The organism is Escherichia sp. HH26CH (assembly GCF_009820205.1).
GTDB classification, from domain to species: domain Bacteria; phylum Pseudomonadota; class Gammaproteobacteria; order Enterobacterales; family Enterobacteriaceae; genus Escherichia; species Escherichia coli_F.
Genome location: NZ_VNXM01000051.1, coordinates 13,890 through 25,347, shown reverse-complemented (window position 1 = coordinate 25,347; position 11,458 = coordinate 13,890). Strand labels below are relative to the sequence as shown.

General features: G+C 51.2%; 13 protein-coding genes. 4 read left to right on the top strand and 9 right to left on the bottom strand.

Annotated elements, in window-relative coordinates; translation table 11 throughout:
* On the bottom strand, positions 1-99 hold the full coding sequence (gene ivbL / locus FQ015_RS16870; protein ID WP_001300753.1) for an ilvB operon leader peptide IvbL: 99 nt from the start codon (positions 97-99) through the stop codon (positions 1-3).
* 563 nt (positions 100-662) lie between these two features.
* Here ivbL and tisB point away from each other — a divergent pair.
* On the top strand, positions 663-752 hold the full coding sequence (gene tisB, locus FQ015_RS16865; RefSeq protein ID WP_000060506.1) for a type I toxin-antitoxin system toxin TisB: 90 nt from the start codon (positions 663-665) through the stop codon (positions 750-752).
* A gap of 123 nt (positions 753-875) precedes the next feature.
* Here the strand turns inward: tisB and ysdE are convergent, their stop codons facing one another.
* A complete protein-coding gene (ysdE, locus tag FQ015_RS24280; RefSeq protein ID WP_211180519.1) occupies positions 876-950 on the bottom strand; it encodes a protein YsdE in 75 nt (24 codons plus the stop codon).
* An 81-nt stretch (positions 951-1,031) separates the two neighbouring features.
* On the opposite strand from ysdE, the gene emrD reads away from it, so the two are divergent.
* Positions 1,032-2,216: a multidrug efflux MFS transporter EmrD gene (gene emrD / locus FQ015_RS16860; RefSeq protein ID WP_024166225.1), complete on the top strand. Its 1,185-nt coding sequence runs from the start codon at positions 1,032-1,034 to the stop codon at positions 2,214-2,216.
* A 7-nt stretch (positions 2,217-2,223) separates the two neighbouring features.
* Here the strand turns inward: emrD and FQ015_RS16855 are convergent, their stop codons facing one another.
* The 3 genes from FQ015_RS16855 to FQ015_RS16845 are packed head-to-tail and all read right to left on the bottom strand — an operon-like array spanning position 2,224 to position 3,417.
* On the bottom strand, positions 2,224-2,721 hold the full coding sequence (locus FQ015_RS16855; RefSeq protein ID WP_000148072.1) for a radical SAM protein: 498 nt from the start codon (positions 2,719-2,721) through the stop codon (positions 2,224-2,226).
* On the bottom strand, positions 2,718-3,080 hold the full coding sequence (locus tag FQ015_RS16850) for a DUF202 domain-containing protein (protein ID WP_001113432.1): 363 nt from the start codon (positions 3,078-3,080) through the stop codon (positions 2,718-2,720). The genes FQ015_RS16855 and FQ015_RS16850 overlap by 4 nt, the downstream gene beginning before the upstream one ends.
* A complete protein-coding gene (locus tag FQ015_RS16845; protein ID WP_000703959.1) occupies positions 3,070-3,417 on the bottom strand; it encodes a YidH family protein in 348 nt (115 codons plus the stop codon). Before FQ015_RS16845 ends, FQ015_RS16850 begins: the two co-directional genes overlap by 11 nt.
* Before the next feature lie 107 nt (positions 3,418-3,524).
* On the opposite strand from FQ015_RS16845, the gene yidI reads away from it, so the two are divergent.
* On the top strand, positions 3,525-3,974 hold the full coding sequence (gene yidI, locus FQ015_RS16840; protein WP_160524294.1) for a protein YidI: 450 nt from the start codon (positions 3,525-3,527) through the stop codon (positions 3,972-3,974).
* A gap of 48 nt (positions 3,975-4,022) precedes the next feature.
* Here the strand turns inward: yidI and FQ015_RS16835 are convergent, their stop codons facing one another.
* Complete coding sequence (locus FQ015_RS16835) at positions 4,023-5,516, bottom strand: sulfatase-like hydrolase/transferase (RefSeq protein ID WP_160524293.1); 1,494 nt, start codon at positions 5,514-5,516, stop codon at positions 4,023-4,025.
* Positions 5,513-7,228 carry a solute:sodium symporter family transporter gene (locus FQ015_RS16830; RefSeq protein ID WP_160524292.1) on the bottom strand — a complete coding sequence of 572 codons (1,716 nt, stop codon included), beginning with the start codon at positions 7,226-7,228 and terminating at the stop codon, positions 5,513-5,515. Before FQ015_RS16830 ends, FQ015_RS16835 begins: the two co-directional genes overlap by 4 nt.
* Positions 7,229-7,394: 166 nt before the next feature.
* Here FQ015_RS16830 and FQ015_RS16825 point away from each other — a divergent pair, with 166 nt between their 5' ends.
* Positions 7,395-8,288 carry a helix-turn-helix transcriptional regulator gene (locus FQ015_RS16825; RefSeq protein WP_001353557.1) on the top strand — a complete coding sequence of 298 codons (894 nt, stop codon included), beginning with the start codon at positions 7,395-7,397 and terminating at the stop codon, positions 8,286-8,288.
* Here the strand turns inward: FQ015_RS16825 and FQ015_RS16820 are convergent.
* Together FQ015_RS16820 and FQ015_RS16815 are read right to left on the bottom strand one after the other, a co-directional pair.
* Positions 8,285-9,607, bottom strand: coding sequence for a 6-phospho-alpha-glucosidase (locus tag FQ015_RS16820; protein WP_000160118.1), 1,323 nt, complete (start codon positions 9,605-9,607; stop codon positions 8,285-8,287). The two genes, FQ015_RS16825 and FQ015_RS16820, sit on opposite strands and share 4 nt — an antisense overlap.
* On the bottom strand, positions 9,607-11,223 hold the full coding sequence (locus tag FQ015_RS16815) for a PTS sugar transporter subunit IIB (RefSeq protein WP_000951108.1): 1,617 nt from the start codon (positions 11,221-11,223) through the stop codon (positions 9,607-9,609). The genes FQ015_RS16820 and FQ015_RS16815 overlap by 1 nt, the downstream gene beginning before the upstream one ends.
* Between the last annotated feature and the right edge of the window lie 235 nt (positions 11,224-11,458).

The following is an 11,458-nucleotide window of genomic DNA, read 5'->3' as shown; positions in this document are numbered from 1 at the left end:
CTACGGCGCATTGCCGACGACCACCACCACACGCACAACGACCACTGCGGCGGATGGCGCAGTTGGTAGTAGTTTTGCGTTGAGCATGGAAGTAGTCATTGGGGACCTTGTTGGTTTTGTGTTTAACAATATTTATACAAGCACAGGTTTACAGGGGAGACAATGGAAAATTTTTCATCAAGGGGAAATTGAGGGATTGATCACGTTTTGTACTGAAAAGCAGGCAATAAAAAACCCCGCCGGAGCGAGGTTTCGTCAGCCGCCCGCGGCTGGTAACCGCAAAGCACACTGTATTATGTCAACACAGAAAGTATACCTGTTCCGCGCAGAACGCGCAATTTCGGCACGAATTTTGACGTATTTAGTGCATAGTTGAGTATCGATCACAGTTTGCGTTTTGTCTAAAAATTACTGTTTATTTATACAGTTCACTTCTATAATATCACTGTACGCAATGTGTTATGCGGGGGCCGCATCGTTACCCGGCGCACTAAGTCCTGGCTGAAACGGGTGGTGCCGTCAGCGCCTTAACCCCGCGTGAGCACACTGTGTTATGTCAACAGCACAACGTTTCTCCTTGAGATACCGCGTGCACAACAGCTGGCAACAGGCAGCGGAAAGGTACGTCAGCTGGCAGTGCTCCTGAACCACAGGAGACGCGTATGAGCCTGGTGGATATCGCCATTCTTATCCTCAAACTCATTGTTGCAGCACTGCAACTGCTTGATGCTGTTCTGAAATACCTGAAGTAATTCAGATTCAAGTCGCACCAAAGGGGAGCGGGTAACCGCTCCCCTTTTATATTTAGCGTGTGGGTTGGTGTCGGATGCGATGCTGACGCATCTTATCCGACCTACCATCCCTCCCGGCAACATTTATTGCCGCTTTTGTTTACATATTCTGCCGCTAAACAATTCCCCATTCCTGGCGTATATCTGGCTAACATTCATCAATGTGATAGATTCCTCTCCCGCATTTATGGGAATGCGTAGTGACTTATTCTAATTATTTTTATAAAAGCATCCGTGATAATGAAAAGGCATAGAAACGTCAATTTGTTATTGATGTTGGTATTACTCGTGGCCGTCGGTCAGATGGCGCAAACCATTTATATTCCAGCTATTGCCGATATGGCGCGCGATCTCAACGTTCGTGAAGGGGCGGTGCAAAGCGTAATGGGCGCTTATCTGCTGACTTACGGTGTCTCGCAACTGTTTTATGGCCCGATATCCGACCGTGTGGGTCGCCGACCGGTGATCCTCGTCGGAATGTCCATTTTTATGCTGGCAACGCTGGTCGCGGTCACGACCTCCAGTTTGACGGTGTTGATTGCCGCCAGCGCGATGCAGGGGATGGGCACCGGCGTAGGCGGCGTGATGGCGCGTACATTGCCGCGTGATTTATATGAACGGACACAGTTGCGTCACGCTAACAGCCTGTTAAACATGGGAATTCTCGTCAGTCCGTTGCTCGCACCGTTAATCGGCGGTCTGCTGGATACGATGTGGAACTGGCGCGCCTGTTATCTCTTCCTGTTGGTACTTTGTGCCGGTGTGACCTTCAGTATGGCGCGCTGGATGCCGGAAACGCGTCCGGTAGATGCACCGCGCACGCGCCTGCTTACCAGTTATAAAACACTTTTCGGTAACAGCGGTTTTAACTGTTATTTGCTGATGCTGATCGGCGGTCTGGCCGGGATTGCCGCCTTTGAAGCCTGCTCCGGCGTGCTGATGGGTGCGGTATTAGGGCTGAGCAGTATGACGGTCAGTATTTTGTTTATTCTGCCGATTCCGGCGGCATTTTTTGGAGCATGGTTTGCCGGGCGTCCTAATAAACGATTCCCGACGTTGATGTGGCAGTCGGTTATCTGCTGCCTGCTGGCTGGCTTGCTGATGTGGATCCCCGACTGGTTTGGCGTGATGAATGTCTGGACATTGCTTGTTCCTGCCGCGCTGTTCTTTTTCGGTGCCGGGATGCTGTTTCCGCTGGCGACCAGCGGCGCAATGGAACCGTTCCCCTTCCTGGCGGGCACGGCTGGCGCGCTGGTCGGCGGTCTGCAAAACATTGGTTCCGGCGTGCTTGCGTCGCTCTCTGCGATGTTGCCGCAAACCGGTCAGGGCAGCCTGGGGTTGTTGATGACCTTAATGGGATTGTTGATCGTGCTGTGCTGGCTACCGCTGGCGACGCGGATGTCGCATCAGGGGCAGCCCGTTTAAGCTCACGTCACCGCAGCATCGTCATCAGCTCCATGGGAGAACGATGCTGCTTTATCAGATCACGCATCACCCGCATATGCGGCGCGGAGTAAGAATAAAACGCCTGATAGCCCGCACAAAGCACGTTGTCTGGCGTCTCCTCCCGAGCGTGCGGGCACAGCCGATGCCAGTCGCACGCCTGGCAGCCACGGCGCGGTTGCGGGTTTTCGCTGCCACACCATTTTTGTAGGGTGGCGTCAAAAAGCTCAATCGAGATACGACTGATATCTGCCCGTACCCAACACTCGAACAGGGCAATTAAAAATTTCCCCCACAGCTCTGCTGTCACCGAAGCGGCCGTCAGATCGCCCCGGTCATCAAATTCAAGATGGGGAATAAGCTGTACGGAGCGGATGCCCCGCTGTTTGAAATTGTAATAAAAATCGGCAGGTTGCAGAGCATCCTTATACTCTACAACCAGTTTATGCCTGTCCTCTTCAGCATCAATGACCTGACTTCCTGTCATGCGACTCTCTCAATAAATACGATAAGTTGATGTATATGCGTTACAGCAAACAGTATTGCGAGAGATAACACCGCGAGGGAGATCAAAAATTTGTCACGGACTACGTGAAATTGGGAAAAATCGCTATTCGTGACATCCATTAAATTGCGATTACGGGTGTAGTGCCAGAGGATCAGCGCTACGATGGCGAGGATGCCAATCGAAATCCAGAATAACATGCCCGCCTGGTGCCAGTTGTGTTTGATAGCCAACGCCATCAACGCGCCGTAGCCCAGCATGGTACGAAACCACGCCAGTGATGTACGCTCCGGCTGCAGCCCTGGGTCGGCAATGCGTCTGGCTTTGCGGCTATCCGGCATACAACACCAGTCCCATAACGATCACCGCCACGACCATCAATATTAAGCTGATGATTAATAAGCTGTTGGTATAGGGCAGGTCCTCTTTCAGACGCATCGCTTTTTCATTGCGTAACCAGCGCAAGTAGCCATACATCGCTAACCCGCCGGAAAACAGACACAACAACAACGCCAGCAGTTCGCGAATGACGGGCGTGGCGAAATCTGGCGCAAGTTGATCAAGCCCAACCCCCGCCGCCAGAAATCCTAGTGCAGTACGGATCCACGCCAAAAAAGTACGCTCATTAGCCAGCGAGAAGCGGTAATCGGGCGCTTCTCCGAGGCGGGAAATTTTCATTGTTGCTCCTTTGCAATTTCACTAACGCTCTAGCTTTAGCGGTTTTTTTAAGAATTTCGTCCGCCCGTTTCCTGATATGCTTTTGCCATCCGCTACAAGGAGGTCAGATGGGTATCATAGCGCAAAATAAAATCAGTTCCTTGGGCATGCTGTTCGGTGCCATCGCTTTAATGATGGGAATTATCCACTTTTCATTCGGCCCTTTTTCCGCACCACCGCCAACGCTTGAAAGTATCGTGGCGGACAAAACGGCTGAAATTAAAAGAGGTCTTCTCGCCGGAATAAAAGGTGAAAAAATTACCACCGTGGAGAAAAAAGAGGACGTAGATGTCGATATAATCCTCGATCAAGGTGGAATCGCACTGGCCATTGCCGCGCTACTTTGCGCATTTATTGGCGGTATGCGTAAGGAAAATCGCTGGGGCATTCGCGGCGCTCTGGTTTTTGGCGGCGGGACGCTGGCTTTCCATACCTTACTTTTTGGCATCGGCATCATCTGCAGCCTTCTGCTGATATTCCTGATTTTTTCTTTCCTGACCGGCAGTTCACTGGTTTAAGCAGCCTGAATATTTTGCCCGCTGGGTTATCGCCAACGGGCATTGTCGTCAAAACTTCTGTTTTTTCTCTTCCACCTTCACCCCTTGTGTTGGCAGGCCGGTGTCATAATCGCGTACTACCGGCGAATAGCCATCCTGTGGGCGTGGACGGAACGCCCCCATCCAGCGCGGTTGCGCATCTTTACGCCACGGACGCAGACTCCATTGGTAACTGCGGAACGGATCGCGAATTTTGTCCATGTAATCCAGCAAGGCGTCATGCATTTTGCTGCGAACGTCGGCAAAACGGATATCATCGATCAGGTTATGCATTTCATTTGGGTCGTTACGGCGATCGTAAAGTTCATCACTGGTGAAGAGGTTTAGCACCAGTTTAAAATCATCCGTCACCCAGCAACGCACCGGAATAAAACCGCCAAAGCTGTCATGCTCAATCTCATAACGGTTAAATTCCACCATCACGCCACGCGGCTCTTTCACAGCAAGGATATTTTCCCCTGGCAGAATGTCTGGTTTTTCAATATCTGCCAGCGCCATCATTGTCGGCAGTAAGTCAATATGGCTGACAGGTGTATCGACCTGTCGCCGCTCCCCTTGCGGTGAACGGATGATCAGCGGAATACGGGTGATGTCATCATACATCGCGGCTCCTTTACTGATCAGCTTATGTGCGCCCATCATTTCGCCGTGATCGGAGGTATAAATGACCCACGTACTTTCACGCTGCTCTGGCGTTAATGCGTTGATGACCCGTCCAATTTGGTCATCAACAAAGTCATTGCAGGCAAAATAGAGCGGATGGTGATAAAGCCCGTCATCACCGACTGGCGATGGCATTGCCTGCGCCCATAAGCGGTGATGTTCCGGTTTGTTCGCCAGGTCATCCTGTGATTTCTCGCCAAGTTCGTAGTAAAAATCAGCGTATTTCTCTAAATACTCCACCGGACAGGTGAACGGGTGATGCGGCTCATCATACGAAACCACCATCAGGAAAGGTTCGTCGGCGCGCGCGGGCTGTTGCAGAAAATCCATCGCCCGATTGCTGATGCGGTGCGCCCAGGTGAAGGTTTCGTCGATCTGGTTCGCCTGTAAATCCTCAACACTGTTTAGGCCATTGCGCCACAGGCTGATCTCTTTTTCCGTCAGTTCGCTAAGGTAGTTCGCCCCATCGAACCAGTAATCAGCGTCCCACTCCGGCGGACACTCGCCAGTGCCGAAATAGTCATGACCGTCGAGATGCCATTTGCCAATGTAACAGGTGTGATAGCCCGCATCCTTAAAGTAGCGTCCCAGAGTGGAGATGTTTTTGCCCGGCGCGACGTTATTGGTCCACGGGCCGGACTGGTTAGCGTAGATACCGGTAAACAGCCCGGCGCGCGCTGGTGTACAAACCGGTGAACAGGTATAGGCGGAATTAAAGCGAATACTTTCCGCCGCCAGACTATCAATATTTTGCGTATTCAGCGGCTTACCGCTATAGCAACCGACCATATTGGTGGCCTGGGTATCGGTCATGATGAACAGAAAATTGGGGCGTTTCATAGGCTATCCTTCGCATCGGAAGTAAACGTTACGGCTGGGTCGTGGCGATGCCGCCAGCTGTCAAAAATCAGGTAGACAATCACTACGGCAGCGATGAAATAACTGAGTATCGCCAACCAGCGCGTACCGTAGCCGCCGAATTCAGCCAGCCCGGCATAGACGCCAATCATAGCGAACAGGATACCAATTGACGCGATCTTGACGTTTTTCCACGGTTTCATGTCCACCGCAAACGCATCTTTGAAGGTGAACGGCGTGGCGCGCGGTTTGATAAAACCGATCACCAGCATCACTACCACGTTGATACAGAACGTACAGGCCAGCACATAGAGGAAATGGAAGTCGAACTTCACCAGATAGTTGATGGTGATGTAGCTGATTATGCCAATCCCCATCGCCACTTTTGCCGCCAGCGCCGGAATGCGCGGGAAGAAAAAGCCCATAATGATGATGGTAACCAGCGGCACGTTGTAAATACCGTTGAGCTGTTTCATCCAGCTATACAGCCCCTGCGGCGCGTTGGCGATCCACGGCGCGACCAACACCGAAACGATGGCGATAAAGAAACCAAATTTGCGCCCAACGGTGACCAGCTGTTGCGGCTCGGCATTCTGGTTAATGATGCGCCGGTAAATACCCATACTGAATAACGTACTGGCGCTATTCAGAAAGCCGTTGAAGGTACTGATCACCGCACCAAATAACACCGCGCCGAAGAAACCCACCAGTGGCACTGGCAGAACGTTATTGACCAGCGTCGGGTAGGCCATGTCGGCTTTAGGTAAATCCTGATACAGATGAAACGCAATCAACCCTGGCAGCACCAGTACCAGCGGGTCGAGCATTTTCAGCACCGCCGTTAACAGCGCCCCTTTTTGCCCTTCCGCCAAACTTTTTGACGCCAGCGTGCGTTGCACGATGCCCTGATTTGTACACCAGTAAAAGGTGTTAACCAGAATCAAACCGGTAAATGCCGCACCAATTGGCAAGGGATCGGTTGGACCGCCGACTGAGTTTAATTTCTCGGCGTGAACGGTGGTGAGTTGCTCAATGCCCTGCATAAAGCTGCCCTTGCCCATCGCGATCAGGCCAAACACCGGCACCATCAAGCCGCCGATAACCAGCCCAATACCGTTAATGGAGTCCGCCACCGCCATCGCGCGCAGTCCGCCGATCACCGCATACAAAATTCCCGCCAGGCCAAGCAAAATAACCAGTAGCCAGATCGCTGCGCCGTGGGAAATTTGTAACGATTCCCCGACGTGAAACAGGCTGTTGAGCGCCAACGCGCCGGAGTAGAGAACAATCGGCAGAAAGCAGACACCGGTGGCAATGAGGAAGCAGAAGTCGATGATAATACGCGTCGTTTTATCATAACGTTCCTCCAGGAAATCGGGGATGGTGGCAATGCCACGCTTCAGATAGCGCGGTAAAAAGATTAGCGCGAGGAAGATCAGCGTCACCGCAGAAGTGACTTCCCAGCCCATCACCGACATGCCGCTTTTGTAGGCCTGCCCGGAAAGTCCAACCAGTTGTTCCGTGGAAAGGTTGGTTAACATTAACGAAGCGGCAATAACCGGCGCTTTTAGTGAACGTCCGGCAAGAAAATAGCCTTGTTGCGATCCGGTATCTGTTTTGCGGACCTTCCACCAGGTGATGACCGCCACCAGCAGCGTAAAACCGACAAAACTCAAGATTTGTAACGAATTCATCTCATAGCCCTTATTTATGTTTATGTCCCGGACGCATGAATATAGGGAGAGGTAAAATGCGTCGGGTCAGGCAGTCAGATTCTTAAAATACAAACGTCGTATCCCTGAACGGATTGTTTTCTGTTAAGTTCAGGTTGTGAGCATAATTCGCCGGAGGGATATTAAAATGAATGGAAAATTGCAAAGTTCGGATGTAAAAAACGAAACTCCGTACAATATTCCCTTATTGATTAACGAAAATGTGATCTCCAGCGGAATTTCTCTGATCTCGCTCTGGCATACCTACGCCGACGAGCATTACCGCGTCATCTGGCCGCGGGACAAGAAGAAACCGCTTATCGCCAACTCATGGGTAGCGGTGTATACCGTACAAGGATGTGGGAAAATTATTTTAAAGAATGGTGAACAAATAACACTGCATGGCAACTGTATTATATTTTTAAAGCCAATGGATATTCACTCTTATCACTGTGAAGGTTTAGTCTGGGAACAGTACTGGATGGAATTTACCCCCACCAGTATGATGGATATTCCCGTCGGTCAGCAAAGCGTTATTTATAATGGCGAAGTTTATAATCAGGAACTCACCGAAGTTGCTGAATTAATTACTTCACCAGAAGCAATAAAAAATAATCTGGCAGTCGCTTTTCTGACGAAAATTATTTATCAGTGGATTTGTCTTATGTACGCAGACGGTAAAAAAGATCCACAACGGCGGCAAATTGAAAAACTAATTGCCACTTTACATGCCAGTCTGCAACAACGCTGGAGCGTAGCCGATATGGCTGCCACGATCCCCTGTAGCGAAGCCTGGTTGCGTCGTCTGTTTTTACGCTATACCGGCAAGACGCCCAAAGAATATTACCTCGATGCGCGTCTGGATCTGGCGCTATCGCTATTAAAGCAACAAGGGAACTCGGTTGGCGAAGTCGCTGATACACTCAACTTCTTCGACTCCTTTCATTTCAGCAAAGCCTTTAAGCATAAATTTGGTTATGCGCCGTCAGCCGTGCTGAAGAATACGGACCAGCACCCAACGGATGCCAGTCCACACAATTAACGTAACTCTGGCCAGTACGCTTTGTTGGCCTCCAGCAACTCATCCAGAATAGCTTTGGCGACCGCGGCGCTCGGTACCGTTTTCGACAGGGTAATCGCCTGCCACAGGTGCTGATATGAACGCAGTTCCCAGGCGTCCACGACCAGTTTTTCCACCGCCACTTGCTGACTCATTAACCCTTTCTGAAACTGCGGGATATCGCCGACCACCAGTGGTTCTGGTCCGTTGTGCCCGACCAGACACGGGATCTCGACCATCGCTTCATCATCAAAGTTATGAATTGCCCCGTTGTTAGGCACAATCAGCAACATCCGCTCCTGAGTGTTGAAGGCAATTGCCGCCGCCAGATCGACGATGTATGACGCATGTTCGTCAATTTCCAGCTTGCCCGCCGCTGAATTTCCTGCCGCCGTAATGGCGCGGCAAGCATCGAAAACCTGTTTCTCGCGATGTTCCATCACCTCATTCGCGCGGGTATGTTCAGGGTTGGAATGCTGAACGACATAATCCGGGAAGAGATAATATTTCAGATAGGTGTTTGGTAATGTATCCGGGTCCAGTGCCTGTACATCCCGCGCTTTTGCATAGGTGTCGTTCCAGCTCGCTTCGGTATGCGTATCTTGCTGCGGTGGAACATAACCGTGCTTTGAGACATATTGCCGCAGCTGGGGCATCAGGTCGTTGCCTTGCAAATCTTCAATTGATGTCCACCAGCCAAAGTGGTTCAGACCGTAGTAGCGCACGCGCATCTGTTTGCGATCTTGCAGCCCAACAATTTGCGCCATCCGACTTTCAATACCGATTGGCATGTCACAGATGTTGAGGATTTTCGCGTTCGGGCGCAGACGACGTGTGGCTTCTGCCACAATTGCTGCCGGGTTGGAGTAGTTGAGCATCCAGGCATTTGGTGAATATTTTTCCATATAATCCACCAGTTCCAGGACGCCACCGATAGACCGCATGCCGTACGCTATTCCGCCGGGTCCGCAAGTTTCCTGACCGACAACGCCGTGGCGCAGCGGTATTTTTTCATCCAGTTCGCGCATCGGATATTTACCGACACGAATGTGCGCCATGACAAAATCAACGTCGCTGAACGCCACTTCAGGATCGGTGGTGTAGCTAAACTCAATGTCCGGCGCTTTCTCTTTAAGAATAACTTTACAGGCTTCGGCAATCACTTCCTGCCGTGCGCCATCGTTATCATAAAATTTCAGTGCGCGAAGCGGGAAACGATCCTGATTCGCCAATAACATCAACACGATGCCTGGCGTAAAGGTGCTTCCACCGCCTGCGACAACCACTGAGAATTTGGTCATTATACTGCCTCCGTAATGGCAACTTTTTCTGCTAATTGATGAGAATTAATTAAGCTATCGAGCTGTTCACGCAGCTGGGAAACATGCAAACCAATGATCACCTGAATGGCATCACCACTACGGAAGACGCCATGCGCTCCCAGCTTTTTAAAGACTTCGTCATCCAGCGTTTGTGACATGTCATGCAGTGCAATCCGTAGACGCGTCGCGCAATTGTTGATGCTGGAGATATTGCCCACCCCGCCCAGGGCTTGCAGGATGCCGGCAGCCTGCTCCAGCTCTTTTTTGGGCTCTGCAGCGGTAGTTTGGCCTCGCGAGGCTTTGTATTCGGCTTTCGAGTAGAGCTTCACTTCCGCATCTTCACGCCCCGGTGTGCACATGTTGAATTGCAGAATCAGGGTGCGGAAAACCACGAAGTACAGCAGGGTAAAGCACAACCCAATGGCGATTTGGGTCAGCATCATATCCGCGTGGTTGCTGAACATCGGGATCCAGTTTTGCGGTAAAACCTGGTCAATCAGACCGCCGCCCATGTTGCCCACCACACCAAAGAGATACATTACGGTCGACATTGAGGCCGCCAGCACGGCGTGTACCGCAAACAGCAACGGTGAAATGAACAGGAAGGTAAATTCCAGCGGTTCGGTAATTCCCACCAGCATGGCGGTTAAGGTTGCAGGGATCAGCAAGCCCGCCACTTTTACCCGATTTTCCGGTGCAGCAGTGAAGTACATCGCTAAAGAAATGCCCACGGCACCAAAGATTTTTGAGTTGCCGTGCAGGGCAAAACCGCCTTCCGGGAACAACGATTTCAGCGGCTCGGCGCTCAGACTGAACTCTTGCAGATGCTGCGCCCAGTACATCTGAATGCCGCCCTCAACAGCTGCCGGACCAAAGATAAACGGTCCGTAGATGAAGTGGTGTAAACCGGTTGGGATCAGAATGCGTTCGAGGAAGGTGTAAACCCAGACCCCAAGCGCACCCGCCGAACGCAGGAACGCTTGCAGAGATTCAATCCCCATTTGTACTTTTGGCCAGCCGAGCAATGTCAGCCACGCGCATGGGATCATCACCAGGAAGGCGATAATCACCACATAAGATGTCCCCTGAAAAATGCCGAGAAAAACCGGCAGTTTTTTATCGAACAGACGGTTATGCAGCGCCGTCACAATGCCAGAAATGATAATCGCGCCGATAATGCTGGTATCGAGGGTTTTAATTCCGGCCATCATGGTCAGCCCGCTACCTGCCACTGCGTCCTGAGAGAAATCGACGCCGAAGTAGCTTCCCCAGGTCATTCCCATCGCGTTGATGAAATAGTTCCAGGTCAGGAAACTCACCATCACCGCCAGACAAGCACGCCCCTGCGCTTGCTTAGCAAGGCCAATGGGTAAACCGACAGCAAAAATCAGCGGCATATTACGGAATACCGTCCAACCGCCCTCTTCAATGATGTGTACGATTTGCGCGAATAAACTGTTCGGATCGGTCAGTGATTCCCCGACAAACATCGGGTTTTGCAGCAAAATGGCAAGACCCACCACAATCCCGGCGAAGGGAAACAGCAGCACTGGCGTGAACATCGCGCCGCCAAAGCGTTGAATTTGACTGAGCATTTCCACATCCTTTTTTCTCAATTCTGTAAGTAGGAAGCCTGATTGGTTATGCGGCAGGCCTGGAGCGAGGATAGGAAGATGCTATCGGCAGAACATGACGACCCAGTGGGATTCGTGATCGCTTTCATGCTTTTCGTTGGGCGGTAGAGATCTACGTTTTCGCAAAAAAGTAGACATCTGTGAACACGGGTACACAGCATCGAACACATCTTTAAAAAAAAGATGTTTTTTCAAT